Source organism: uncultured Plantibacter sp. (genome assembly GCF_963518075.1).
Classification (GTDB): Bacteria; Actinomycetota; Actinomycetes; order Actinomycetales; family Microbacteriaceae; genus Plantibacter; species Plantibacter flavus_A.
In genome coordinates this window covers 75,813-101,257 of sequence record NZ_CAUQHZ010000005.1, presented here as the reverse complement: position 1 = coordinate 101,257, position 25,445 = coordinate 75,813, and the positions used below count along the sequence as shown (strand labels likewise).

Below are 25,445 nucleotides of genomic sequence, written 5' to 3'. Positions count from 1 at the left end.
ATCGTGCGGTGCGACGACGGCGCTTGCTAGCCTGGGGCGACGCGCCGGGGGTGGCGCACTGAACGACGGGGGTCGACCGATGACGGATGTGTTCACGCGGACGGAGCAGCACGAACCGGGCGACCAGAGGACGGCCGAGCCGACGAGGCTCGGATGGAAGCTCGCGATCGGTGGGACCGTCCTCGTCGCCGGTGTCGGAGCGGTCCTCGCGATCGTCGCAGCGACGGGCGGGTTCACCGCCGCCGACCCGGCGGCCGCCGAGCGGGCGATGGAACGGTGCATCGCGGAGCGGGCGAGCAGCATCGTCGACGCCGGCGACCGTATCCCGGCCGAGGCCGCCGCCGAGGGATGTGCGCTCGATGCCGAGTCGGACACCTTCCTCGACGAGTACGGCGACTGACCCGTACCCGTCCGGACGGGCTAGGGGAGGAGCCCGACGACGGCGCCGACAGCGAAGAGCGCCAGCGCGCTCCACATGAGGATGTCGTCGGTACTCATACGGAGCTTGAGGCGTCGGCCGCGAGTGCTGACGCGGCCGACCATCGCGTCGGGCGCCGGTGCGACCGTCTCGGTGCTCCGTCGGTCGCCCCGGGTCTCGCGCCACCGGGCCCAGCGCTCGACACGGTCGTCCACGGCGTCGACAGCGGCGGCGATGTCCTGCCAATCGTCGACCTTCGTCGTGACGAGGTCGTCGGTGGTCACGAGGAGGAGCCAGTCGTCGACGATCTCGACGTCGAAGCCGCGCACGTGGTCGAGGAGGCGCGCCATCACGTCGGGCGTGAACAGGTAGAGCGCGTCCGCCTCGTAGCCGATCGGGCAGTAGAGGTGGAAGTGTCGGTCGAAATCGCCCTCGAGCTCCAGTCGCTGGGTGCCCACCGGGGCGCTCGCGGAGCTCATGCCGCGGCGTCGGCCGTCCTGCGCGCGGAGCACCAGGTGTGGCAGGGCGATCGGTATCCGGAGCGCGCAGTAGCCGCCGAAGGGGGCCGCGAGGTTCTTCCGGTTTCCGGTGATCTCGTAATTCGTGATCTCGATGCCGCGCGGTTGGCGGCTTCGGAGGACGCGGTGAAGGTTCAGTGCACCGCGGTTCCGCCAGGGCATGTCGCGCGGCGCCGCAACGGGGCCGACCAGGTAGTCGAATCCGTTCGCCTCGGCGAAGGCGACGAGACGGAGGTGCGTGCGTCGCATGGTCCTGCGTGACCAGACCCTGACCGTCGTCCGGACGAGGATCACGGCGACGGTGACCATGGCCAGCGCGAGCGTTCCCAATCCGAAGGCGAGTCGTGCAGCATCCGCGCCGTGTTGTGCGAGCGCCAGGACGCCGATCAGCGTGAAGAGCGGGATGCTCAGCAGTCCGCCCACCGTGCCGATCGTGGTCGTGATCCGGCGCGCCCGCCCGATGCGGTCGAGGGCGTCGGGCTGTTCGGCGACGAAGGCTCGCCATTGCTCTCGAACCTCGCGACGGGGAAGCGGCCGGGTGAGCGCACTCGTGTCGAGTGGTTCGGGGAGTGCCTGCACGTTCACCAGCCTAGTTCCGCGTCGAGGCCGGCCCTGCCCGCTCAGTCGGGGGCGTCCGTCGGGGCCTCGTATCCGACCGGCAGCTCGGGGACGGTGCTCGTGCCAGTGTGGAACGCGGTGACCGCGAGGAGTGTCGGTACCGGTGGCTCCCCGGCGCGGCCCGCCTCGTCGGTGACGTCGGGGACGAGCTCGATCGTCAGCCGGTCGGTGGTGACCGGTTCGAACACGTGCACCCTCGAGACGCCGACGGAACCGGCTTCGACGAGCGCGCGGCCGTCCGCTGTCCGGACCTCGTGGCGGTCGACGCGCTGTCCGGCTGCGAGGTCCTCGTGCAGCCGGAGGTGATCGATGGTGACCTGCCCCGCGAACGTGACGGTGACCGTCGTCCCATCGGTGGTCAGCGTTCCCGGGATCGGCTGTGCGAAGCGTCGGTCGCGCTCCGCGGCCCAGGCGGTCACCCGTTCCACATCGGCGTCGGGGAGGAGTCCGCGAGTGTCTGGTGGGAGATTGAGGAGCAGGTTCGCTCCGAGTCCGACGGACCGGTAGAAGATCGCGAGCAGATGCTCGACCGACTTCGGCTCGTCGTCCGGGTGCCAGAACCAGCCGCGGCGGATCGAGACGTCGCACTCGGGCGGCAGGTAGAGGGCCTCCTCGAACCGGCTGGTGACGACCGTGTAGTTGCTGAAGTCGGTGTGGTCGACGACGTACCGCATCGGGTCTTCGGCAAGACCGTTCTCGTTACCCACCCAGCGGATCGTCGGGGCGCCCATGTTGAACACCATCGCCTGCGGCTGGAGTCGTTCGATGATGGCGGTGATGCCGGGCCAGTCGTAGGTGTACCCCTCGGACCCGGCGCCGTCGAACCACAGCTCGACGAGCTCGCCGTAATTCGTGCACAGTTCGGTGAGCTGCCGGGCGTACACCTCGGCGTAGCGCGCCTCGTCGGCGTACTCGGGAGCGTGGCGATCCCACGGCGAGAGGTACAGCCCCAGTCCGAGGCCCGCCTCGCGACAGGCCGCTGCAAGCTCGGCCACGATGTCGCCGTGGCCGTCCTGCCACGGAGAGGATGCGACGCTGTAGTCGGTCGTCGCGGTCGGCCAGAGACAGAACCCGTCGTGATGCTTCGCGGTGAGGATGACGTATCGGGCGCCGATCGAGGCCGCCACGCGCACCCACTGCCGTACATCGAGGTCGCTCGGATCGAAGCTCGAGGCGGGCAGGGTGCCGTCGCTCCACTCCTTGCCGGCGAAGGTGTTGACGCCGAAGTGGAAGAACACGCCGAAGCCGTCCTGTTGCCAGCGCAACTGGCCCTCGGTCGGGACGGGACGGTGCTGGCGGTGGTGCGACTGTTGACTCACTTGACTCCTCCTGCTGCGACGCCTCGGTGGAACCATCGTTGCAGCACGATGAACACCACGAGGACCGGGACGACGGCGATGATGGATCCGGCCATCACGACCCTGGGGTCGAACCCGAACGACGACGCCGAGAGTCGTGCGAGTCCGAGCGAGACGGTGAACGACGACTCGCTCCGCAGGACGAGGAGCGGCCAGAGGAAGTCGTCCCAGGCGGTGATGAAGGAGTTGACGACGACGACGAGCATCGCGCCGATGGACGACGGCAGGAAGAGGGCGGTGAACCGCTGCCACTCCGAGGCTCCGTCGAGGAAGGCGGCGTCCTCGATCTCGTCGGGCACCGCCGTGAACGCGGCCCGCATGATGAGGACGTTCATCGCGGAGACAGCACCGGGGAGCCATGCGCCGACGAGGGTGTCGAGCAGGCCGAGCTCCTGGGTCATGAGGAAGAGCGACACCATGATCGACTCGAAGGGCACGACCATCGACACGATCAGCACGGTGAAGGTGACCCGCCGCCCGCGCCAGCCGCGTCGGGAGAGCATGTACCCGGCTGCGGTCGGCAACACCACCTGGGAGGCGATGGTGAGGGTGCAGACGATCGCGCTGTTCGTCAGGTAGGCGTCCATGGGGATCTGCCGGAAGATCGTGACGTAGGCGTCGAGCGTCGGCGACTGCGGGAACAGGGTGGCGTCGCGTCCGAAGAGTGCTTCGCCGGAGCCCTTGAGCGACGACAGGAACTGCCACAGCAACGGGCCGACGGAGATGAGCAGCACGAGGAGCAGGAGCGCGTACCGCACCGGTGTCGTCCTCGACCAGCGCCGACGCCGACGCCGCAGGAGTGGTCGCGCGGGTGGCTGCCCGATGTGCGCGATCATGCGTCCCGCTCCCCACCGAAGCGCTGAGCCAGCACGGCGAACACGGCGGTGAGCGTGAAGAGCGCCACGCTCGCGGCCGCGCCGTAGCCCGCGTTGCCGGTGATCGGGTCGAGCGCTGCGTCGCGGATGAAGAACGGGAGTGTCCGCGCTTCGCCTCCCGGGCCACCGGTGGCGCCGCCGAGCAGGTAGACCTCGCTGAACACGCGGAGCGACCCGATGCCGGCGAGGAGCCCGACGAGGAGCATCGTGAGGCGGGTGCCCGGCACCGTGATGGTGAGGAACCGTCGTGTCGGGCCGGCGCCGTCGAGTTCGGCCGCCTCGTACAGCTCACGGGGGATGTTGGAGAGCGCCGCCAGGTAGAAGATCAGATACCACCCGAGCCCACGCCACACCGTGAGGGCGATGGCGCTGAGCAGGATGAGCGACCCCTCGGAGAGGAACGGCACCGCCTGCTGGATGAGACCGACCCGTTGGAACATCGTGTTCACGGGCCCCTGTTCACCGAGGAGGTTCTGCCAGACCAGCCCGACCGCGACGACGGACGCCACGATCGGAGCCGCGTAGGCGGAGCGGAAGAACCCCATCCCGGGGAGCCGGGTGTGGACGAGCTGCGCGAGCAGCAGTGGGAGGACGACCAGCAACGGGACGGCGATGATCGCGTACAGCACACTGTTGCCGGTCGCGGACCAGAACGCGGGGTCCTGCAGGATCGACCGGTAGTTGTCGAGGCCGACGAACGCTCCACCCATGCCGAGCGGGGACGTGTCGGTGAACGACAGCGCGATGGTCCCGACGAAGGGCCCGACGCTCCAGATCGTGATCATGAGCAGCGCGGGTGCGCACCACAGCAGCGGCACCCAGGGCGGTCGATAACGCGCCGCCCCGTTGAGGTGGATCGCGGTCGTCATCGAGCATCGGCTCCGATGACCCGGTTGGCCGCGTCCTGGGCGGCCCGGAGCGCCTCACGCGGTGCCTTCTTCCCGGTGAGCGCCAGCTGGAGCTCGGCGTTGACCGCGTTCGCGACCGCGTCGCTCCACTGCACGATGGTGACGATCTCCGCTTCGTCGGCGAGGTCGACGGCGACACGGTTCGCCTCGTCGATGGGTGCGGTACCGGTGATGTCCGTGAGCTTCGGGATGCCGAGCGACTCGGTGGTGCTCGGGAAGTTCTGGATGCGTGGGTCGCTGATGAAGCGGTTCTGCTGCTCGGCGGCGAGGAGGAACTGTGCGAACGCGATGGCGGTGGCCGGGTTGGTGCTCGTGCTCGGGACACCGATGGTCTGTACCTCGGCGATCGCCGTGCCGCGGCGGTCGAGGAGGGACGAGACGCCCACGTGCTCGTACACGCCCGGGTTGCCCTCCTGCACGTACCGGAGCGAGGAGGCGTTCGGTGAGCCCCAGACGGTCGCGCCCTGGGTGAACAGGGCGGTGGGCTCGTCGTCGGACGCGATCGAGTCCTTCGGGATGCCGCCGGCCAGCGCGAGTCGCGTCATGCGCTCGGTCCACTCCTGCACGGCCGGATCGTCGGCGAAGACGAACGCCGAACCGTCGTCGGCGATGACCTCGGCCTCCTGCAGCTGCCACTCGAGCGGGAGTCGCAGACCGAGACTCGCGGAGAAGGCACTGAACTCGCCGTTCGACCGTTCGGCGACCTGATCGGCCGCGTCGAAGAGTTCCTCGAAGGTGGTCGGCGGCTGCTCCGGGTCGAGCCCGGCGCGCTGCATGAGCTCGGTGTTGTACGTCTGGAGGCCGATGAGGCCCCAGTACCAGGGGAGTACGTAGTGGTGGTCGTCGCCGGGGAGGACCAGGCTGTCCCACAGGCTCGGGATGAAGTCGGCGCCGATGCCCGGTGACGCGGCGTCGAGGTCGGCGAGGAAGCCTTGTTCGCGGAGCCCGCCGGCGGTGGCGAGCGGCATGTTCACGACGTCCGCCAGCGAGCACGCCTGCGCGTCCGCGACGAGCCGAGTGGCGAAGCTGCCGTCGCCAGGGTCGTCCTCCCAGATGACGGTCGTGCCGGGGTAGGCGGCCTCGAAGTCCTCGATGAGCTCGGTGAAGTAGTCGGAGAACGAGGCCTTCAGCGCGGTGGTCTGGAAGGTGATCTCGCCGGACGGCGTCGCGTCGACCGGCGTGCCAGCGGCGAATTCGTCGGCGATCGTGCAGCGACCGACACGCTCGCCCCCGGCGTCGCCCGTGCACGCGGAGAGCGCGACCAGCGTGGCGGCTGCAGCGGCGATCGACAGGGTTCGTTGGTGCTTCATGGGGGCTCTCCTCGTCCGCGGACGGGTTCGTCAGCCGTCCTTGCATATCGAGGATAGGCATGAGATATGTGATATGCAAGCCCTGTGTACAAAAGCCTCATGAGGGCTGCTTATGGAGTGCACTCAGCCGTCCAGTCGACGGAACCGCACGGTCGTGGCCGGATATCGGTGGCCCATGGCCGGGAATCCCTCGGCAGGGTTCGCGGCACCCGTCAGAATGAGGGCATGACCGAACAACGCGCCGTCCTCGATGCCACCGTCAGCTTCCTGAACGGCGGCGGTCTCGCCGTCGAGGACTTCCGCCTCGACCTGCCGCCCGCCATCGCGCAGGTGAAGGGGAAGGCGCAGCAGCAGGAGGTCGGTCGGCTGCTCGTCACGCACCTCGGTCTCGCGATGGTCGGCGAGATCCGCATCACCAAGCTGGAGATCGTGCGCGAGCAGCACAAGGGCTCCCGCGGGATCCTGGCGGCGGCTGCGGCGGCCGGGCTCGAGGTCCCCGACACCACAGCGGCTGCGAACGCCGTGCGCCCCCGTCCGGAGGGCGCGCTCGTCGAACTCAGCCACCCGATCCGTGCCGGCCTCCGCACCTACCCGGGGTTGCCGGAGCCCGTGATCCGTCCGTTCCTCACCCGTGAGGACTCTCGCCCGAAGTACGCCGAGGGCACCGAGTTCGCGATGGACATCATCGAGATGGTCGGCAACACCGGCACCTACCTCGACAGCCCGTACCACCGCTACGCCGGCGGCGGCGACCTCGCGAGCCTGACGCTCGAGCAGCTCGTCGACCTCCCGGCCGAGGTGTTCCACCTCCAGGACTCGACGGAACGCGGCATCGGCGCGAACGTCTTCCTCGACCGCGAGCTGCGCGGGTCCGCCGTCCTCCTGCACACCGGGTGGGACCGCCACTTCGCGACCGAGGCCTACACGAAGGACGCTCCCTACCTCGCCGAGGACGGGGTGCGGTACCTCGTCGAGCAGGGCGTGGTGCTGGTCGGCATCGACTCCATCAACATCGACGACACCGAGCCGGGATCCGGTGGCGCACGCCCCGCCCACTCGCTGCTCCTCGAAGCCGGGATCCAGGTGGTCGAGCACCTCACCGGGCTCGAGCAGCTCCCCGCGAGCGGCGCCGCCTTCACCGCGACGCCACCGCTCGTCGAGGACTTCGCGACCTTCCCCGTCCGCGCCTTCGCGCGACTGCCCTAGGCGCGGTCCGAAGACCGTCCTCGCGGTGCCGTCGGCGCGCTGAGGACGGTCCCGATCACTCCTCGATCTCGGCCCGGAGCAGTGCCGCATCGGTGTGCTGCTCCAATCGCTCGTACGCGTCCGCGAGCTCGGCCGTGACCGTCGTCCAGTCGGGCGAGCCTGTAGGGAGGCGTCCGCGAGCCGAACGGAACAGGTCGACGGCACCGGCGTGGTCGTCGACGGCGACCCGGGACCTCGCCGCGAACACCTCGGCCACCGCCGCGCCGTTCTCGTCACCGGCGGCCACGAACCCCGCAGCGGCGAGCCGAGCCGTCGCCGCCGCTTCGTCGGCGCGTCCGAGCGCACCGAGCGAGCGGGCCTCCGAATCGGTGATGTCGGCCACGAGCCACGCCGCCTCGTGCGCCGAGGCGATGTCACGAGCCTCCGAGTAGAGCGGCAGCCCGGTGTCGTCGCCGAAGGCCGCCCGTGCGCTCGCCGCGCGCTGGAGCGCTTGGATGAGGAGCTGCGGGTCGCCCAGGCGCCGAGCGGCGGCGAGTGCCTGGTCGATGACCTCGATCGCGTCGTCGTCCTCGAACTGGATGAGGAGCGTGCTCAACCCGAAGCCGGTGCGGATGACCACTTGGTCGTTCCCGACGGACGCGGCGTCGTCGATCGCGGCACGCCACACGCCGTACGCCATGCCGTGTTCACCGATCATGCGCGCGGCCTCACCCATGTTGGCGAGCAGATCCGCGAGCTCACCCGGCGCGGCGTGCTCACGCTTCGCCTGGTAGACCTCGTCGTAGTGCTCGAGCGCCGTGGCGGCATCGCCCGCGAACTGGAGGTACCGCGCGAGTTGGAGCGTCAGCGAGTCGAGGTCGGCGTACTCCGCCCGCTTCGCGTGGGTGATCGCGAGCTGCATTCGAGCCGCGGCCTCGCGATCGCGGTCGGCGTCGCTCAGGAGGGCTGCGGAGAGGGTGCACGCCTGGATGATGCCGAGCCGGTTGCCGAGGAGGGTCTGGAGCGCGACGAGCTCGTCGGCGAGCGCGACCCCCTCGGCGAAGGCCCCTGCCCCGCCGAGCATCCGGGTGCGGAGCGTCAATGCCGGGAGTCGGACCGACGCCCGCTGCCCGGGCTCGAGGAGCGGGTCGAGGAGCTCTGCCGCCTCCTCGATCCGGCCGGTCACGGCGAAGAGGTGCGCGTGCAGGAGGCGGGCCGGCGGGCCTGCCTCGCCCGGATCGTCGACCGCGGCGGCGAGCACGGCCTCACCCGCGAGCCGGTCGGCGATCCCCATGAACCGTTCCGCGGACTCCTGCTCGGTCTGCGCTCCCGCGAGCTCGAACGCATGGCGCGCCGTGACGACGAGCGTGTGGATGAGCCGGTCCGCGTCGACGGGGACGAGACGGGCGTCGTCCAGCTCGGCGAGCAGGAGGGTGAGCCGGTCCTCGGTCGCCGTGCCGAGCAGGGCAACGCCGAAGCGGGCCTCGACGTCGGCGACCTCGATGCGTCCTGCTGCACGGAGCGCCGCACCGCGGTCGGTCCAGGCCGTCCCGGCGCGGTCGTCGTCACCCTCGATGACCGCAGCCTGTGCGATCGCGCCCAGGAGTCCGGCGCGGAGGTTCTCGTCGGGATCCGCGTCGCCCGCCAGGAGCGCGAGGCCCTGCTCCGCGGCGACGATCGCAGCCCGCGGATCGGCGCTCTGCAGGAGCGCGGAGGTCCGTTCACGCCACTCGGCGGCCGTGGTCGCCGGCTCCGGCTCGGCGACGGGGGCGGCGAACCCCTCGACCGACAGCGGGAGGTCCCAGTGCTCCGTCGCGAGTGCCCGCGCGGCCTCGAGCCGCTCGGTACGGAAGGCGTTGCCGTTGCGTTCGTCGAAGGCACGGGTCAGGTGCTCGGCGGCCGCCCAGGCGCGAGCCGCGACCGCGGTGACGGTCCAGTCGGCGGCGTCGGTCGACTCAGTGCCGAGGTACCGGGCGAGGTCGGGGGCGTCGGCACCGCGGACGGGCAGATCCCCGTGACCGGCTCGGGCGACGGCATCCAGGAGGACGCCGACCGCGATGAGCCCGTCGGCGTGCCCGGACAGGTTGATGGGGTCGTTGACGAGGGTCCGCAGGTGGCGTTCGAGCATCGCCAGGCCGCGCGCCTCGTTGCCCGTGACGGCGCAGAACACGAGGTGGTCGGCGATGATGCCGAATCCGTCGGCGTTGGAACGGGCGACCCGGTAGCTGCGCTGGTGCGCCGCCTTGGCGTCGTCGAACCGGCCGGCGCGGAGGTAGGGGAGGAGCGCCTGTGCCTCGCTCGTCTCCGGTTCCTCGCCACAGCTCATGCGGTTCTCGAACATCTCGTCGTAGATCCGGATCGCGTCGTCGTCGTGCCCGCGGAGCTGGTGGAACCAGGCGTCCTCATTGCGCACGCACGCTTCGCAGTGGCTGTACCGGTCGTCCTCGATGGTCGAGCGGCGTTCCAGGAACGCGGCGGCCTCGTCGAGGCGACCGGTCACCGTCGCGATGTGGAACTGCGACTGCACCACGCCGCTCATCGTGGCGCCCGCTGCCGCGTACCGCGCGCGCATGTCCTCGTGCATGGCCTCGATCTGCGCGAGCGAGAAGGTCGGGTTCGTCGACAGCCGGCCGGCCATCCACTTGTACTGGAACAGCAGGTCGCAGCCGTCGACCGTGATCGGGAAGCGCTCCGGGTCTGCGTCGTGCTTGCCGACGCACCAGCCGAAGGAGCTGAACATGGCGTCGGTGTCGCCCGTCATGTGCGCCGACTGGGTCAACCGCATGCGGGTCGCGTACGCGGCCTCCTCGTCGCCGGCGGCCTCGGCTCGCCGGAGCGCCTCGTCGAGCAGGGCTCGCTCGGCGGGACCACACGGCAGGGTGTCGGCCTCCTCGAGGAGGTCCTGGATGCTCGCGTCGGGGTCGATGTCGTTCACAGGGGTGGCGGTGGTGTCGGTCATCGGAGTTCCTTGTCGTCGAGACCGACACTGAGGCCGATCAGGTCGGTCATGGCTGCGTCGAGCATGCGGCGGTCGCGCGCTTCGAGGGGGCGGTGCCCGGCGAGGAGCGCCTGGACGTAGAGCAGTTGGATGCTGCGCTCGAACACGAGGTCGTCGTCGAGGGTCGCCAGGCGGCGGACGAGCGCCGCGTTCCAGTTGAGGCAGAGCCGGGCGGCGGTGTCGGCCTCAGTGCCTCCCGGGCCGGCGTCGGCGAGGAAGGAGTCGACGGCTCCGACGACCTGCGACCAGATACCCGGTGCGACCGAGGCGGCCCGGTGCCGCTCGAGCCGTCGGAGCACGGACGGGTCGGCGACGTACAGCGCGGCGAGGTCGTCCGGCCGGTACCGGCGCACCGAGACCCGGCACTCGACCTCGGCGAGCACGCGGCTGGCGCGGTCCTCGAGTGCCGTCGTCGCGGCGAGGTCGTCCAGGTGGGGCGGCTCGAGGTTGTCGAGCTCGTCGGCGACCGTCACCCGTTCGACCCGAACGCCGTCGATCAGGTGGGGCAGCCGCTCCAGGATCTCCTGGTCGTACACGTACCCGCCGTTGACGATCGGTGAGGCCGGATCGACGACCGCGGCGATCTGACGGAACTCGTCGCGGGATGCCGTGTATCGGATGACGCCGGTCTGCGACAGATGTTCGTCGATCGTCGTCGTGCCGGCGGAGGTCTCGATCGGGAGCCACCGGACGACGGCACTCGCGAGGTCGTCGTCGTGAGCGGCGATCGCCTTGATGCCGAGCTGGTGGACGCCGATGAACTCCTGGAGTCGGTGCGGCCGCTGGCGGGCGAGGTCGAGGATCCACCGTCGCAGGGTTGCTCCGATGGCCTCGCGGGTGAACTCCAACGCGTCGTCCTGCACGAGATGCTCGCGCGAAGCCGTCGGGCGGAGCCCCGTCGTGTCGACGATGCAGCGGACGAAGAACGCCCACTCGGGCAGCAGGTCGTCGATCTGTTCGCTCAGCAGCATGCCGCCGAGGTAGACGCGGCTCGCCTGCCGGGCGCCCGGCGGAGGCGGTGAGGGGAGGACGAAGGCGGTGCCCCGGGTGCCGGTGCCGGGCACCACGATCTCGACGGCGTCGAACGGGCGCGTCCCGAGGAGGTCCTCCCCGAACGCCAGGAGCGCTTCGCGAGTCGTCGCCTCAGCCGTCCGGAACACCGGGTCGACGTTGATGCGCACCGGGTGGTCGGGGGCGGAGGGATCGACCACCTCGACGTCGAGGTCGAGGAAGCGTCCGAACGTCGTGGCGAGGCCGAGCACCGAACCGTGCCCGAGCAGACTGCCGTCGTGCATCGGACCGTCGATGCGTGGATCGAGGACGACCTCGGAGCCGATCGGCATGGCGGCGGTCGCGGCGTCGTCGAGTTCTCGGATCGTGAACGTACCGTCGGCGTCGCCGATCCACTCGATGGCCGGACCGCCACGAGCCGAGCGGCTGCGGACGGTGATGGTGTCGGCCACCATGAAGCAGCTCAGCAGACCGATGCCGAACCGGCCGAGGTAGTCGCCGCGCTGGAGTTCGTCGAGGTCGCCGCGCTTGGAGCTGCGGCCGACCGTCGCCAGGAGTTCTGCGGCCTCGTCGCGGGTGAGCCCGACACCGTCGTCACGGAATCGGAACGGCGAGCCCGCCTCCGAGCCGGACGGTGGCACGTGCGGGGTGATGAGGAGTCTGCCGGGAGGCGCCGTCGGGTCGTCCACGCGACGGGCTGCGACGGCGTCGCGTCCGTTCTGCAGGAGCTCGCGGAGGTAGACGCGCGGTCCCGAGTAGATGTGGCGGCTCAGCAGGTCGACGACTCCGCGGAGGTCGACCTGGAACGGCAGCGGGGCTCGGGAGTGGTCTGGCATGGCTCTCTTCCGTCGGCGGCTGCGGGGCCTGCATCGGGCGTCTGTGCGGGGTGGATCGGGCTTCATGCAGACGGACCGCGACCGGTTCGTCTGCAGCCGGATCAGCCTAGCGAACGTCGTGAAACGGATGCTGGGCGGTCACCTGGGAGTCGGTGAGACGACCCTGCTCCCCAGGGCCTGTGGAGCGAGGTCGACGCCGATCGGTCGTCCTGGGGTGTCGCGAAAACGCGTCCCCGGCTGCTAACCTTGACGCCACTTCTCGAATCGATTCGACATCGATTCGGACCACTCCTCCACCCCCCCCGCACCTCGCTAGGAATCCGTTCACCAGTGCACACCGCAGGAATCACCGTCGTCCACCCCGGGGACTCGCTCTCGGGCAGGCAGCGCCTCGTCTACATCCTCGTGCTCGGCGCGCTCACCGCGCTCGGGCCGTTCACCATCGACCTCTATCTGCCGGCGTTCCCGATCCTCGAACAGGACCTCGACGTCCCGGTCAGCCTCATCCAGCTCACCCTCACCGGGACCACGATCGGCTTCGCGGTGGGCCAGCTCTTCATGGGGCCCTGGAGCGACAAGGTCGGCAGGCGTCTCCCGCTCATCCTCGCGACGAGCATCCACATCGCGGCCTCGATCGGCGCCGCATTCGCGCCCGACATCGGATGGCTCATGGTGTTCCGCGTGCTGCAGGGCGCCGGTGCGGCGGCCGGTGGTGTGGTCGCGATGGCGATGGTCCGCGACCTCTTCGGTGGGAAGCCGCTCGTGCGGATGCTGTCGCGACTCGCACTCGTGAACGGGCTCGCGCCGATCGCCGCCCCCGTCATCGGGTCGCAGCTCCTCCTCGTCCTCGACTGGCGCGGACTCTTCGTGTTCCTGGCCGCCTACGGACTGTTCGTCGTCATCGCGGTGTCGCTCTGGATCGTCGAGACCCTGCCTCCGGCGCGGCGTCGCGACGCCGGACACAGCACCGTCCGCGACCGCTACCGCTCGGTGTTCAGCGACCGCGTGTTCGTCGGTGTCGCCCTCATCGGCGGCATGAGCTTTTCGGGCCTGTTCGCCTACCTCTCGAGCTCGTCATTCCTCTTCCAGGAGGTCTACGACTTCGACGCGCAGGAGTACGGTCTCCTGTTCGCGGTGAACTCGCTCGGCATCGTCGCGGGGGTGCAGATCTCGTCGCGCCTCATGCGCTGGTACGGGCCGCAGTGGATCCTCGCGTGCACGACCATCGTGCAGCTCATCTCGGCGGTCACGATCGTCGCGCTGACGATGGCGGACGTCGGGCTGTTCGGTGTGCTGGTGCCACTGTTCTTCTTCATCCTGTCGTGCGGCTTCGGCTTCCCGGCGGTGCAGGTGCTCGCACTCGCGAACCACGGGCACGAGGCCGGGACGGCGGCGTCGCTCCTCGGGGCGCTCAACTTCGGTCTCGCGGGGCTCATCTCGCCGATCGTCGGTGTGCTCGGGATCGGTACCGCGATCCCCATGGGTGCCGTGATGGCCGCGACCTCGGTCGTGTCGGTGTGTGCGCTCTGGTTCATCGTGCAGCCGAAGAAGGTCCCGGCCCTCGCCGGCTGACCTGGCGGGTTGCGCCAGCGCGGTGCGCTGACGTGAGCGCGGGTCTGTGGCGTGAGCGCGGGTCTCCGGAGCGGCGCGCTCACGGCTGCGACCCGCGGTCGCGCCAGTTCGGGCTCGCTCACGTGGCCGCACCGCGCTGACGCCGGTCCCGGGCGGTTCGGGCCGGCGCACCGCGCTGACGCCGGCATCGGGGCCGGACCGGGCGGGTGGGTCCCGGTCAGGAGGAGGGGTCCACGCCGTCGACGTAGGTCCACGCGCCGGTGTCCTTCAAGAACCGACTCCGTTCGTGCTGGCTCCCCGCGGAGCCCCGCGCGCCGGGAACCTTGTGGTGCGCGACGAACTCGACCATCCCCTCGGTGTCGAGCAGCCCACCGCGGGAGGTCGCGACGATGTCGAGCCGGTACCAGCGGAGCGAGCCGTCCAACTCGAGCGATGCCGGCCTGGTCGACGGATGCCACGTGCGCAACAGGTACTCCGGGTCGCCGACCGCGAAGGCCGAGAACCGCGACCGCATGAGCGCCTCCGCGGTCGCCGCCGACGACTCGCCTCGGTGCAGGCGACCGCAGCAAGCGCCGTACGTCTCACCGGACAGGCAGGGGCACCGTGCGTCGTCGGAGAGGGCAGCGGTTCGGGCGTCGGTCGTCACTGCTCCAGTATCGCCCGCCAGGCTCGCTGGTCGTGCTCGCCGGACGTCGGTTGTCACGGCCCGTCGGCACGCGTCCGGTGGCGCATCGGCGCGGCGATCGGCACGACATCCTCTCGGCGCAAGCCCACGCGTGAGACATACCCGACACGGCATGATGGGACGATGACGGCACCCGACGACCACGACGACCCAGCAGCTGCACCGGCTCCCGAGGTGCACGAGGCGGTCTCGCCAGCCCTCGACGAGTCGGGTTCGCTCGCGATGGATCCGGACCCGGCGTCGATCCGGCCCGATCCGAAGCTCGCCGCGAAGGTCTCCCGGCGGTGGCCGTTGATCAGCGGCGCGATCGCCGTGGTCCTCGTCCTCCTGCTCGGCGTGCTGCTCTTCCAGCGCGGTCCGAACGCCCCGTTCGGGTTCGACGAGGAGTGGATGCAGGAGGTCCTCGAGGAGCGTTCGCCGTGGCTCGTCCAGGCTGCGCTCGTCATGAACTGGCTCGGCGGCGGGGTCGTCGCGATCTTCGTCGTGCCGCTGCTCGGGATCGCCGTCCTGCTGCTGTTGCGCCGTCCATGGGCCGCCCTGTACTTCGCGCTCGTCTCCGCCCTGAGTGCCGGAGCAGTGCAGATCATCAAGAACATCGTCGGTCGGTCACGGCCCGAGGACATCCTCGTCCACGCCGACTTCGGTTCGTTCCCCTCCGGGCACAGCGCGAACGCGGCGACCATCGCCGTCGCGTTCGGGATCATCTTCCCGCGGGTCTGGGTGTGGTTGATCGGTGTCGCCTACACGCTGCTGATGATGCTGTCGCGCACCTATCTCGGCGCCCACTGGGTGAGCGACACGATCGGCGGGCTGCTGCTCGGTGCCGGTGTCGCGCTCATCATCGCCGTGCCGTTGCTGCACCGGATGTCGACCGAGCCGAAGAAACGGGTCCCGCTCACCGACGGCTGATCGCGTGGACGCCCGTCCCTCGATGCCGGTCCTCTACCGCTCGTCGTTCGTGCTCCGTCCTGGCGCCAGCGCGGTGCGCTGACCCCAGACCGCCCGGACCGGCGTGAGCGCGGGTCCACCGCGTGGGCGCGCCCCTCCGGAGGCCCGCGCTCACGCCACAGACCCGCGCTCGCCTCAGCGCACCGCGCTGGCGGCCCCCCCCCCCCGTGCCGGCGGAGCGGTAGTCTGCTGACAGCCGGGAGCCGGCCGGGGGAGGAGACGCGTGTCGATCACGATGCACGACGTCGCCGCACGCGCGGGCGTCTCGATCAAGACCGTCTCGAACGTCGTCAACGACTACCCGCACGTGAGCGACGCGACCCGCTCCAAGGTCGAGCGCGCGATCGCCGAGCTCGGCTACCGCCCCAACCTCTCGGCCCGGAGCCTCCGCTCAGGCCGGTCCGGCGTGATCAGCCTCATCATCCCCGACCTCCGCAACGCCTACTTCGCGGAGCTCGCCGACGCGGTCATGCGTCAGGCGCGTGCGCGCGGGCTCTCCGTGCTCATCGAGCAGGTCGCCGGCGGTCGCGACGTCGAGCTCGAGATCCTCCGTGGGCCGCGCATGCAGCTGGTCGACGGCATCCTCTACAGCCCGCTCAGCCTCGACCGCGACGACAGTGCACTCCTCCCGGAGGGCCCCATGGTGATCCTCGGTGAGCAACTGTTCGACGGCGACCGCGACCACGTGACGATGGCCAACGTCGACGGCGCCCGCGCGGCGACCGAACACCTGCTCGCGCAGGGCAGACGCCGCATCGTCGCGCTCGGCACCGACCCGCACGACACCCTCGGGCCGGCCGCCCTCCGTCTCCAGGGGTATCGGGAGGCGCTCGAAGCCGCCGGCATCCCGGCCGATCCCGCCTACGTCAGCACCGTCGTCAGCTGGCACCGCAGCGACGGGGCGAACGCGATGCGCGAGGTCATCGCCGCGGGCCTGCCGTTCGACGGCGTGGTCGCCTTCAACGATGCGATGGCCCTCGGTGCCATGCGCGTCCTCCAGGACGCCGGTCTCCGCATCCCCGACGACGTCGCGATCATCGGCTTCGACGACCTGGACGAGACGCGCTACGCCCTCCCGACCCTGTCCACCGTCGACATCGGCCGCGAGGAGATCGCCGAGCGCGCCGTCGAGCTCCTCATCGAGCGGATCGCCGCGCCCGGGCAGCCGGAGGCACCGCGTGCGATCGTCAGTGGCTTCCGCGTCGTCCCGAGGGAGTCCACCGGTTCCGTCACCGCTCACGAGCCCGGATCCAGGGCCGCTCCTTCAACGTTGTAGAGTGCGTACTGGGCGGCCGGGGATGCCGCCGCCGAGGAGGATCATGGCGACCACCCTGCACGACGTGGCGAAGCTCGCCGGGGTGTCCGCCAAGACCGTCTCGAACGTCGTCAACGACTACCCCCACATCAAGCAGGCGACGAAGGAGCGGGTGCTCGCCGCGATCGCCGAACTCGGCTACCGGCCCAACCTCTCCGCACGCGGGCTCCGCTCCGGTCGTTCCGGCGTCATCAGCCTGATCATCCCCGACCTCCGGAACTCCTACTTCGCCGAACTCGCCGACGCCGTCATGCACGCCGCCGACCAGCTCGGGCTGTCGGTGCTGATCGAGCTGAGCGGCGGCGACCGGGCACGCGAGGCCGAGCTCCTGCGCGGTGCGCGACTCCGTGCGGTCGACGGTGTCCTCTACAGCGCGCTCCACCTCGGCGACGAGGATCTCGCCGTCGTGGAGGAGGTCACCATCCCGATGGTGCTCCTCGGTGAGCGCATGTTCAACGCGCCGAACGACCACGTGACGATGCGCAACACCGAGGGAGCGCGTGCCGCGACGGAGCATCTGATCGGGCTCGGTCGGACACGGATCGTCGCGTTCGGAGCGCACCGCGCCGACATCGTCGGTTCGGCCAGTCTGCGTCTCGCCGGGTATCGAGCGGCGCTGGAGGCCGCCGGCATGGTGTTCGATCCGGCGCTCGTCCGGGAGGTCCCGGTCTGGGGTCGCTTCGACGGAGCGCTCGCGATGCGCGAGATGCTCGACGAGGGTGTCGCGTTCGACGGCATCGTCGCGTTCAACGACGCCCTGGCGCTCGGAGCCATGCGCGTCCTGAGCGAACGAGGCGTCGCCATGCCCGACGAGGTCGCGGTCATCGGCTTCGACGACATCGACGAGGGTCGGTACTCCCTGCCGTCGCTGTCGACGATCGCACCTGGGCGGGAGCAGATCGCCCGGACCGCCGTGTCGCTGCTCGTCGAGCGGATCGCCGGGGGTGTCGACGACGTGCCACCCCGTCGGGTCTACGCGGACTTCGAACTGGTACGACGTGAGTCGACCACGCCCTCGTCCGTCAGAGCTGAATCCCCATCTCCGAACGTGTCTTGACAGCTGTCGATCGGCACACGAGACTGTTTCTACAACGTTTACCTTCAACGTTGTAGAAGTCTGGACGACGACGTCCCCGGAGAGGATCACGCATGACCACCGCACGCATCGCCATCGACCCGAACGTCACGGTCGCCCCCGTCAACCGCCGGATCTTCGGCTCGTTCGTGGAGCACCTGGGCCGCTGCGTCTACGACGGCATCTACGAGCCCGACCACCCCACCGCCGACGCCGACGGCTTCCGCGGCGATGTGGTGGACCTTGTCACGGAACTCGGCACGAGCACCATCCGCTACCCCGGCGGCAACTTCGTCTCCGGCTACCGCTGGGAGGACGGCGTCGGGCCGCGCGAGCACCGTCCCGTGCGCCGCGACCTGGCCTGGCACTCGCTCGAGACCAACCAGGTCGGCGTCGACGAGTTCGCCAAGTGGTGCAAGCTCACCGGCAGCGAGATGATGATGGCCGTCAACCTCGGTACGCGCGGGGTGCTCGAAGCGCTCGACCTCCTCGAGTACACGAACCACCCGAGCGGAACGGCGCTGTCCGACCAGCGGATCGCGAACGGCGCACCCGAGCCTTACGGCATCAGCATGTGGTGTCTCGGCAACGAGATGGACGGGCCGTGGCAGGTCGGCGCGATGTCTGCCGACGACTACGGCAAGCTGGCCGCGCGGACCGCGTCGGCGATGAAGATGGTCGACCCGAAGCTCGAACTCGTCGTCTGCGGTTCGTCGAGCTCGTCGATGCCGACCTTCGGCGACTGGGAGCGCACCGTCCTCGAGCACAGCTTCGACTCGGTGGACTACATCTCCTGCCACGCGTACTACCAGGAGCGCGACGGCGACCTCGGGTCGTTCCTCGCGTCGTCCCTCAACATGGAGTACTTCATCCGCACGGTCGTCGCGGCCGCCGATCACGTGCAGCACAAGCGTCACTCCGACAAGCAGATCCAGCTCTCGTTCGACGAGTGGAACGTCTGGTACCTCGACGAGTGGAACGCGATCGAGGGCACGATCGAGGAGTGGGCCTACGCGCCCCGACTCATCGAGGACGTCTACTCGGTCGCCGACGCGGTCGTGTTTGGCAACCTCCTGATGACGCTCCTCAAGCACAGCGACCGCGTCGGGTCGGCGAGCCTCGCGCAGCTCGTGAACGTCATCGCCCCGATCATGACCGAGCCGGGCGGCGGCGCCTGGCGGCAGACGACGTTCTTCCCGTTCTCGGTCACCAGCCGGCTCGCATCGGGTGTCGTGCTCTCGCCGCGCATCGAGGTCGGCAGTTACGCCACGAAGGTCCACGGCGACGCACCGCTCGTCGACTCGGTCGCGACCTACGACGCCGAGGCCGGGACCGCGGCCGTGTTCCTCGTGAACCGTCATCAGGACGAGGCCATCACGGTGACCGTCGACGTCTCGGCGCTCGGCGTCGGTTCGATCGTCGAGGCGAACGGCATCCACGACGAGGACGTCTACGCGAAGAACACGATCGACGACCGCGAGCGCGTCGGCCTCGTCGCGAACGAGAGCGCGTCGCTCGCCGACGGCACCCTGACGATCACGCTCCCGCCCGTGTCGTGGACGGCGGTCGCGCTCGGCGCCTGAGTCGGGAAGCGGGCTGCGGGCCCCGGTCTGCGAGTCAGTGGTTTCGACGTTCGCAACGCAGGACGATCACGGCGGGTCTGCCGCGCTCGAGGCGATCGCGGGGCGGCGCGCCGGACCCGTCCTGCGTTGTGGACGTGTCGACGTCGACGGCGGGTGGGGAATCCCTCCCGCCGCCGTCGTCGCGCGGCCCTACAATCGGCACATGACGGCACGGGGCTCCTACGCGAAGGGCGTCGCGCGTCGGGAGGAGATCCTGCGCGTCGCGCTCGCGGTGTTCGCGCGCGAGGGGTACCGCGGCACGTCGCTCCGCGAGGTCGCGCGTGAGGTCGGCGTCAGCCTGCCGGGGCTCATGCACTACTTCGAATCCAAGGAGCACCTGTTCGCGGCGATCCTGCGGGAGCGCGACGCCGTCGACTACGAGGAGTTCGCCGCGGCCGGGTCGCAGGACGCGATCGAGGGCCTGGTCGCGGTCATGCGCCACAACAGCGATGTCCCGGGTCTCGTCGAGCTGTACCTGACCATGGCGGCCGCCGCCGGTGATGCGGAGCACCCGGTGCGCGGGTTCTTCGTCGATCACGTCACAGCGGTGCGTCGGAGCATCGCCGACGTCGTCCGGGATCGCCAGGCCTCCGGGCGGGTCGCCGCGGGCCTCGACCCTGATCACGTGGCGCGTGTCATGGTCGCCCTCGCCGACGGTCTGCAGGTGCAGTGGACGCTCGACCCCTCCGTCGACATGGCCGGTGACCTCGAGCGCGCCTGGGTGCTCCTCGTCGGTGACGCCGGCGCGGTGCGCTGACCCGGGCGCGGGTCTGAGGGGCCCGGCGCGGTGCGGTGACGCGAGTGCTGCTGAATCGGCGTGGGCGCGCCCCGGCCGCGTGAGCGCGACCCTCCGGAGACCCGCGTTCACGCGACTGGGCCTCGCTCGCGTCAGCGCACCGCGCTGGCAGCAGTCCCACCGACGGGATTTTTGAAAACCTATTGACCACTCGGGTTTCGCGCCTATACTCAAAGCCGTGCAGTGATCGGTTTCCTGATCCTGCCAGGACAGCACCACCCGCGGGCCAGAGCCGGTCCGCAGCTCAGCGTTGAGAGGAACTCGGATGTCCAACCCACCCCGCCGCCCCAAGCCCACCGGTCAGCGTGCCTCGAGCGGCCCCTACGTCAGCCTCGTCACCGGCCCGTCGGGACCGACGGAACGGGCGTCGAAACGGGTCGTCACCACCATGGCGCTCGCCCAATTCGGTCTGTTCGTGGCCTTGCTCGCCCCGGTCACCGTCAGCCTCGCCCTCAAGACGCAGCAGCTCGTCCCGGGGGATCAGGCGGCGGTCGTCAACGGCAACGTCCTCTCCATCGCCGCCCTGTTCGCCCTCGTCGCGAACCCGGTGATCGGCCGACTCTCCGACCTCACGCTCTCTCGCTTCGGTCGCCGTCGCCCGTGGATGTTCCTCGGCGCCATCGGCTTCGTCGCCTCGCTCACCATCGTCGCCCTCGCACCGAACGTCCCGGTCCTCATCGCCGGGTGGTGCCTCGCCCAGCTGACCGGCAACGCCATCCTCGGCCCGCTCCTCGCGACGATCGCCGACCAGGTCCCGCCGGAGCAGCGGGGGAGCGTCTCCGCGAACGTCGGAGTCATGCAGAACGTCGGCATCCTCGCGGCGGCGTTCGTGGCCAGCTGGTTCGTCACCGACATGCTGCTGCTCTTCGTCGCTCCGGCCGTCTTCGCGCTCATCACCGTGTGGCTGTACTGCTTCGTCCTGCCCGACCGCGCGATCACCACCCGTCCGGACGTCGGCGGGTGGAAGGGCCTGCTCTTCACCTTCTGGGTGAACCCGCTCAAGCACCCCGACTTCGGCTGGGTCTGGCTCTCGCGGTTCCTCCTGACGCTCGCCTCGTTCCTTTTCGTCGCGTTCCGCCTGTTCTTCCTGCAGGAGGAGGTCGGGCTGTCGCAGCAGGGCGCGGTCGACACCCTGACCATGGGTGTGCTGATCTACACGATCGCGCTCGTCATCACCGCGAAGTTCGGCGGCTGGCTGTCGGACCGGATGCTCAACCGCAAGGTGTTCGTCATCGGGTCGACGGCGGTGTTCGCGGTCGGACTCATCCTGCTCGCCCACACCACGACGGTGCCCATGTTCTACGTCGTCGAGGCGATCATGGGAGCGGCGTACGGCGTGTACGTCGCGGTCGACACCGCCCTCGTCGTGGACGTCCTGCCGAACCCCGACGACGCAGCGAAGGACCTCGGCGTCCTCAACATCGCGAACGCCCTGCCGCAGTCGCTCGCCGGCGCGGTGGGCGCGTTCCTCCTCGGACTCGGCGCGGTCGGCAACAACTACACGGCCCTGTTCTGGGGCGCCGGTGTCATCGCCGTGCTCGGCGCGCTGACGATCCTGCCGGTCCGACACCGCATGACCCGGAACGCCGACGGGACCATCACCGGATCGATCGCGACCCGTGGGTGAACCAGGTCACAGCCTCCCGCACCCCGATCACCAGCTCCACTCCACCACCAGCGATGCCAACGACGGCGTCAGAACGGACGACAACACCATGACCGCACCAGCGCTCTCCGTGCAGCTCTACAGCATCAAGGAGCACCTCGACCAGGGCCTCGACGACGCCCTCGCCCGGCTCGCCGGCATGGGCCTGCGCGAGGTCGAGGCGTTCGACTTCGTCTCCCGTGCGCCCGAACTCCGTGAGGCCTTCGACCGCCACGGTCTCGCCGCCCGCACCGGGCACGCGACCCTCCTCTCCGACGAGATCCGCTTCGGCGACCAGGTCATGCCGGTCGCCTCACAGGAGGACGTCTTCGCCGCCGCGACCACACTCGGCCTCGAGATCGTCATCGACTCCTTCGTGAGCCCCGACCGCTGGCTCGACGAAGCCGCCGTCGCCGACACGGCGTCCCGCCTGAACGCCGCAGCGGAGCGCGCCGCCGACCACGGCCTCCGCGTCGGCTACCACAACCATTCCCAGGAGTTCGTCGCATCGTTCGGCGGACGCAGCGCGTTCGAGGTCTTCGCCGATCAGCTGCGTGACGACGTCGCGCTCGAGGTCGACCTGTTCTGGGCGGCGACCGCCGGTCAGGACGTCCCCGCGCTGCTCGGCCGCCTCGGCGACCGCGTGCAGGCGCTCCACGTCAAGGACGGCCTGCTGCCCGCCGACCCGTTCGCACCGGGCGCCGCACCCTTCGTGCCGACGAGTCTCGACCAGCGACCGTTCGGGCAGGGCGAGGTCCCGCTGCGCGAGTCCATCGCAGCGGCCCCCTCGGCACGCTTCGCGATCATCGAGTTCGACCACTACGGTGCCGGCGACATCTTCGACGGCATCCAGGCGAGCGTCGACGCGCTCGTCGCCGAGCAGCTCGTCTCGACCGAAGCGGTGGTCCGCTGATGGCCGCGGCAGCGCACGGCACGGCGGCCGCGGCAGCGCAGGGCGCGACGGCGCGCGCACCGCAGGGCAGCGGCCCGGTCGGTGTCGGGTTCATCGGCACCGGCATGATCAGCGACACCTACCTCGAGCACCTCACCTCGTTCCCCGACGTCCGCGTCGTGATCCTCGGCGACCTCGACGTCGACCGCGCGAAGGCCCAGGCCGAGAAGTGGGGCGTCGGCGAGTGGGGGACCGCCGACGACGTCCTCGCGCACCCGGACGTCGAGCTCGTCGTGAACCTCACGATCCCCGCCGTCCACGCACAGGTCGCGTCGCAGGTGCTCGCCGCCGGGAAGCACGTGTGGACGGAGAAGCCGATCAGCGTCGACCGTGCGAGCGGGCTCGCGCTCCTCGAGCAGGCCGACGCCGCAGGACTCCTCGTCGGCATCGCGCCGGACACGGTGCTCGGCCCGGGCGTCCAGTCCGCGCGTCGCGCCATCGCCCGCGGCGACATCGGTCGGCCGCTCACCGCCCAGACCGTCATGCAGTACGCCGGGCCGGACATCTTCCACCCGAACCCGGAGTTCCTGTTCGCGAAGGGTGGCGGGCCGCTCTTCGACATGGGGCCGTACTACCTGACGACGCTCGTGCAGGTGTTCGGTTCGGTCGCCTCGGTGTCGGCGGCCGGCTCCCGCGGGCGTGCGACGCGGACGATCCAGCAGGGCGACCGCGTCGGCACCGAGTTCGCCGTCGAGGTGCCGACGCACGTGAGCGCCATCGCCCGCTTCGTGGAAGGCGGCGTGAGCCAGAGCGTCTTCAGCTTCGAGTCGCCGCTCGCGAAGATGGGCGTCGTCGAGATCACCGGCACCGAGGGGACGCTCGTGATCCCCGACCCGAACATGTTCACGGGCGAGGTGCGGATCACCCGTGCGGCGCCCATCGAGCGGATGCAGCAGGACCCGGAGTGGGAGGTCGTGCCGACCGAGGGTGTCCTCGCCGGCCGCGGGACCGGGGTCCTCGACCTCGCCCGGGCGATCCGTTCCGGCGGCACGCCGCTCGCCTCGGGCGCCCTCGGCTACCACGTGCTCGACACGCTCGTCTCGATCGACGAGTCCGTGGTGTCCGGCCAGACCGTCGACGTGGCGAGCCGGGTCGCGCCGGTTCCGCTCGTCGCCGAGGACTGGGACCCGTTCGCCGCCACACTCTGAGCGCTGTGAGCCGATAGGTCACGAGCCGAACAGAACCGAGCAGTATCGGACCAGGCTGAGCAAGCCCCCGGTGGTGTCCGTCGCCCCACGTACGCTGAGGCGATGGACACCACCGGTCGGCGAAGCACCGAGCACGACGCTGACGCGACTCCTCGTCGGCGATGGATCCTCACCGGCCAGCTCGGTCCGGCGTTCGACGACGGCGGACCGATCCTGCTCATCGAATCGAGGTCCACCTTCACGAAGCGACCGATGCACCGGGCGAAGGCGCACCTCTTCCTCTCGGCCATCCGACATCGTGCGGCGGAACTCGGCGACCGGGCGGAGTTCCACCAGGTCGACCGCTACGAGGAGGTCGTCGAGTTCGGCGCCGACCTCGAGGTGATCGACCCGACCTCGTGGACGGCTCGGCGCTTCGTCCGTGAGCGCGGCCTCCGGGTGCTCCCGAGCCGCGGCTTCGTGACCTCGGAGCCGGACTTCGCGGCCTGGGCGTCGACGCGGGACGGCAAGCGGCTCCTCCTGGAGGACTTCTACCGCACGGTGCGGGAGCGGACCGGGATCCTCATGCGCGGCGACCAGCCGGAGGGCGGCCGCTGGAACTACGACCACGACAACCGCAACCCGCCGCCGAAGGGAGCCGCCCGGCTCGGTCTGCCCGAGCCGCTCTGGCCTGACGAGGACGACATCGACGCGCAGGTCCGGGAGGACCTCGACCGGTGGCAGCGCGACGGACTGGTGCAGCTGGTCGGCGACGACGGGCCCCGGCGCTTCGCGGCCACGGCGGCCGAGGCGGAGGCGGCGCTGGCGGACTTCATCGAGACCAGGCTCGGCGACTTCGGCCCGTTCGAGGACGCCATGCTCGGCGGCGACTGGACGATGGCGCACTCCCTGCTGAGCGCGCCGCTCAACCTCGGCCTGCTCGACCCGCGCGACGCCGTCGAGACCGTGGTCGCCGAGTACCACGCCGGTCGCGCGCCGCTGTCGAGCGTCGAGGGCTTCACCCGCCAGATCATCGGCTGGCGCGACTACGTCTGGCATCTCTACTGGCACCTCGGCGAGCCGTACCGGACGAGTCACAACGCCCTCGGAGCACACGAGCCGCTCCCACGTCAGTTCCGCGAACTCGACGCCGCCGCCATTCAGTCCAACTGCCTCCGCGAGACGATCGACGGGATGCGTCGCCACGGTTGGGCGCATCACATCCAGCGGCTCATGGTGCTCGGCAACTGGGCCATGCAGCACGGGTACGACCCGGTCGCACTCAACGACTGGTTCATCGACATGTTCGTCGACGGCACCCCCTGGGTGATGCCCGCGAACGTCATCGGCATGTCGCAGCACGCGGACGGCGGCATCGTCGCGACGAAGCCCTACGCCTCAGGCGGTGCGTACATCGACAAGATGTCCGACTACTGCGGTGGGTGCGTCTTCGATCCCAAGGTGCGGCTGGGCGAGGACGCCTGCCCCTTCACCGCCGGATACTGGGCCTTCCTCGACCGCGTGGAACCGCGCATCCGGCACAACACCCGTATGGCGCAACCGCTGGCCGGGATGCGCCGACTGTCCGACCTCCGCGCCGTCGTCGACCAGGAGCGCACCCGCGAACAGTGGTGATCGGAGCAGTCGTCCAGCCCCGCGCGACCCCTCGACCG

At 70.2% G+C, this 25,445-nt stretch carries 20 protein-coding genes; 12 read left to right on the top strand and 8 right to left on the bottom strand.

The features are described from left to right. The first annotated feature begins 79 nt into the window (after window positions 1-79). A complete protein-coding gene (locus tag RWN05_RS08315; RefSeq protein WP_314139241.1) occupies window positions 80-400 on the top strand; it encodes a hypothetical protein in 321 nt (106 codons plus the stop codon). Between the two features lie 20 nt (window positions 401-420). Here the strand turns inward: RWN05_RS08315 and RWN05_RS08310 are convergent, their stop codons facing one another. The 5 genes from RWN05_RS08310 to RWN05_RS08290 are packed head-to-tail and all read right to left on the bottom strand — an operon-like array spanning window position 421 to window position 6,005. Further along, the gene (locus RWN05_RS08310; protein ID WP_314139240.1) at window positions 421-1,515 is read right to left on the bottom strand and encodes a hypothetical protein; all 1,095 of its coding nucleotides are present in this window, start codon (window positions 1,513-1,515) and stop codon (window positions 421-423) included. A gap of 41 nt (window positions 1,516-1,556) precedes the next feature. Next, window positions 1,557-2,873 (bottom strand): alpha-L-fucosidase, encoded by a 1,317-nt coding sequence (locus RWN05_RS08305; RefSeq protein WP_314139239.1) that lies wholly within the window; start codon window positions 2,871-2,873, stop codon window positions 1,557-1,559. After that, the gene (locus RWN05_RS08300; RefSeq protein WP_314139238.1) at window positions 2,870-3,748 is read right to left on the bottom strand and encodes a carbohydrate ABC transporter permease; all 879 of its coding nucleotides are present in this window, start codon (window positions 3,746-3,748) and stop codon (window positions 2,870-2,872) included. The genes RWN05_RS08305 and RWN05_RS08300 overlap by 4 nt, the downstream gene beginning before the upstream one ends. After that, window positions 3,745-4,656, bottom strand: coding sequence for a sugar ABC transporter permease (locus RWN05_RS08295; RefSeq protein WP_314139237.1), 912 nt, complete (start codon window positions 4,654-4,656; stop codon window positions 3,745-3,747). The genes RWN05_RS08300 and RWN05_RS08295 overlap by 4 nt, the downstream gene beginning before the upstream one ends. After that, complete coding sequence (locus RWN05_RS08290; RefSeq protein WP_314139236.1) at window positions 4,653-6,005, bottom strand: extracellular solute-binding protein; 1,353 nt, start codon at window positions 6,003-6,005, stop codon at window positions 4,653-4,655. Before RWN05_RS08290 ends, RWN05_RS08295 begins: the two co-directional genes overlap by 4 nt. Before the next feature lie 225 nt (window positions 6,006-6,230). On the opposite strand from RWN05_RS08290, the gene RWN05_RS08285 reads away from it, so the two are divergent. After that, the gene (locus RWN05_RS08285) at window positions 6,231-7,211 is read left to right on the top strand and encodes a cyclase family protein (RefSeq protein ID WP_314139235.1); all 981 of its coding nucleotides are present in this window, start codon (window positions 6,231-6,233) and stop codon (window positions 7,209-7,211) included. Window positions 7,212-7,266: 55 nt separating this feature from the next. Here RWN05_RS08285 and RWN05_RS08280 read toward each other — a convergent pair whose 3' ends face one another. Further along, window positions 7,267-10,149 (bottom strand): hypothetical protein, encoded by a 2,883-nt coding sequence (locus RWN05_RS08280; RefSeq protein WP_314139234.1) that lies wholly within the window; start codon window positions 10,147-10,149, stop codon window positions 7,267-7,269. Further along, window positions 10,146-12,035: an HSP90 family protein gene (locus RWN05_RS08275; RefSeq protein WP_314139233.1), complete on the bottom strand. Its 1,890-nt coding sequence runs from the start codon at window positions 12,033-12,035 to the stop codon at window positions 10,146-10,148. Before RWN05_RS08275 ends, RWN05_RS08280 begins: the two co-directional genes overlap by 4 nt. Window positions 12,036-12,365: 330 nt before the next feature. Here RWN05_RS08275 and RWN05_RS08270 point away from each other — a divergent pair, with 330 nt between their 5' ends. Next, on the top strand, window positions 12,366-13,607 hold the full coding sequence (locus RWN05_RS08270) for a multidrug effflux MFS transporter (RefSeq protein ID WP_314139231.1): 1,242 nt from the start codon (window positions 12,366-12,368) through the stop codon (window positions 13,605-13,607). A gap of 217 nt (window positions 13,608-13,824) precedes the next feature. On the opposite strand, the gene RWN05_RS08265 is transcribed toward RWN05_RS08270, so the two are convergent. Beyond that, window positions 13,825-14,253 (bottom strand): YchJ family protein, encoded by a 429-nt coding sequence (locus RWN05_RS08265; protein WP_314139230.1) that lies wholly within the window; start codon window positions 14,251-14,253, stop codon window positions 13,825-13,827. 162 nt (window positions 14,254-14,415) lie between these two features. Here RWN05_RS08265 and RWN05_RS08260 point away from each other — a divergent pair, with 162 nt between their 5' ends. The 9 genes from RWN05_RS08260 (at window position 14,416) to RWN05_RS08220 (ending at window position 25,407) form a co-directional block, all read left to right on the top strand. Next, window positions 14,416-15,201 (top strand): phosphatase PAP2 family protein, encoded by a 786-nt coding sequence (locus RWN05_RS08260; RefSeq protein WP_231884318.1) that lies wholly within the window; start codon window positions 14,416-14,418, stop codon window positions 15,199-15,201. 262 nt (window positions 15,202-15,463) lie between these two features. Continuing rightward, entirely contained in the window at window positions 15,464-16,516 is a 1,053-nt protein-coding gene (locus RWN05_RS08255) for a LacI family DNA-binding transcriptional regulator (RefSeq protein WP_064294982.1), read from the top strand. A gap of 43 nt (window positions 16,517-16,559) precedes the next feature. Then, window positions 16,560-17,612, top strand: coding sequence for a LacI family DNA-binding transcriptional regulator (locus RWN05_RS08250; protein ID WP_079003196.1), 1,053 nt, complete (start codon window positions 16,560-16,562; stop codon window positions 17,610-17,612). A 92-nt stretch (window positions 17,613-17,704) separates the two neighbouring features. Continuing rightward, complete coding sequence (locus RWN05_RS08245) at window positions 17,705-19,213, top strand: alpha-N-arabinofuranosidase (protein ID WP_079003195.1); 1,509 nt, start codon at window positions 17,705-17,707, stop codon at window positions 19,211-19,213. A 202-nt stretch (window positions 19,214-19,415) separates the two neighbouring features. After that, the gene (locus RWN05_RS08240; protein WP_071258881.1) at window positions 19,416-20,009 is read left to right on the top strand and encodes a TetR/AcrR family transcriptional regulator; all 594 of its coding nucleotides are present in this window, start codon (window positions 19,416-19,418) and stop codon (window positions 20,007-20,009) included. A gap of 304 nt (window positions 20,010-20,313) precedes the next feature. Further along, window positions 20,314-21,675 carry an MFS transporter gene (locus RWN05_RS08235; RefSeq protein ID WP_079003194.1) on the top strand — a complete coding sequence of 454 codons (1,362 nt, stop codon included), beginning with the start codon at window positions 20,314-20,316 and terminating at the stop codon, window positions 21,673-21,675. An 88-nt stretch (window positions 21,676-21,763) separates the two neighbouring features. Next, the gene (locus tag RWN05_RS08230; protein WP_079004010.1) at window positions 21,764-22,606 is read left to right on the top strand and encodes a sugar phosphate isomerase/epimerase; all 843 of its coding nucleotides are present in this window, start codon (window positions 21,764-21,766) and stop codon (window positions 22,604-22,606) included. Beyond that, a complete protein-coding gene (locus RWN05_RS08225; RefSeq protein ID WP_314139229.1) occupies window positions 22,606-23,793 on the top strand; it encodes a Gfo/Idh/MocA family oxidoreductase in 1,188 nt (395 codons plus the stop codon). The genes RWN05_RS08230 and RWN05_RS08225 overlap by 1 nt, the downstream gene beginning before the upstream one ends. Window positions 23,794-23,895: 102 nt before the next feature. Further along, on the top strand, window positions 23,896-25,407 hold the full coding sequence (locus tag RWN05_RS08220; protein ID WP_314139228.1) for a cryptochrome/photolyase family protein: 1,512 nt from the start codon (window positions 23,896-23,898) through the stop codon (window positions 25,405-25,407). Window positions 25,408-25,445: the final 38 nt, after the last annotated feature.

Excerpts from the sequence above, each read along its gene's own strand:
- RWN05_RS08315 (WP_314139241.1), top strand. The coding sequence starts at position 80 with ATGACGGATGTGTTCACGCGGACGGAGCAGCACGAACCGGGCGACCAG.
- RWN05_RS08300 (WP_314139238.1), bottom strand. The coding sequence starts at position 3,748 with ATGATCGCGCACATCGGGCAGCCACCCGCGCGACCACTCCTGCGGCGT.
- RWN05_RS08295 (WP_314139237.1), bottom strand. The coding sequence starts at position 4,656 with ATGACGACCGCGATCCACCTCAACGGGGCGGCGCGTTATCGACCGCCC.
- RWN05_RS08290 (WP_314139236.1), bottom strand. The coding sequence starts at position 6,005 with ATGAAGCACCAACGAACCCTGTCGATCGCCGCTGCAGCCGCCACGCTG.
- RWN05_RS08285 (WP_314139235.1), top strand. The coding sequence starts at position 6,231 with ATGACCGAACAACGCGCCGTCCTCGATGCCACCGTCAGCTTCCTGAAC.
- RWN05_RS08280 (WP_314139234.1), bottom strand. The coding sequence starts at position 10,149 with ATGACCGACACCACCGCCACCCCTGTGAACGACATCGACCCCGACGCG.
- RWN05_RS08275 (WP_314139233.1), bottom strand. The coding sequence starts at position 12,035 with ATGCCAGACCACTCCCGAGCCCCGCTGCCGTTCCAGGTCGACCTCCGC.
- RWN05_RS08260 (WP_231884318.1), top strand. The coding sequence starts at position 14,416 with ATGACGGCACCCGACGACCACGACGACCCAGCAGCTGCACCGGCTCCC.
- RWN05_RS08250 (WP_079003196.1), top strand. The coding sequence starts at position 16,560 with ATGGCGACCACCCTGCACGACGTGGCGAAGCTCGCCGGGGTGTCCGCC.
- RWN05_RS08245 (WP_079003195.1), top strand. The coding sequence starts at position 17,705 with ATGACCACCGCACGCATCGCCATCGACCCGAACGTCACGGTCGCCCCC.
- RWN05_RS08240 (WP_071258881.1), top strand. The coding sequence starts at position 19,416 with ATGACGGCACGGGGCTCCTACGCGAAGGGCGTCGCGCGTCGGGAGGAG.
- RWN05_RS08235 (WP_079003194.1), top strand. The coding sequence starts at position 20,314 with ATGTCCAACCCACCCCGCCGCCCCAAGCCCACCGGTCAGCGTGCCTCG.
- RWN05_RS08230 (WP_079004010.1), top strand. The coding sequence starts at position 21,764 with ATGACCGCACCAGCGCTCTCCGTGCAGCTCTACAGCATCAAGGAGCAC.
- RWN05_RS08225 (WP_314139229.1), top strand. The coding sequence starts at position 22,606 with ATGGCCGCGGCAGCGCACGGCACGGCGGCCGCGGCAGCGCAGGGCGCG.
- RWN05_RS08220 (WP_314139228.1), top strand. The coding sequence starts at position 23,896 with ATGGACACCACCGGTCGGCGAAGCACCGAGCACGACGCTGACGCGACT.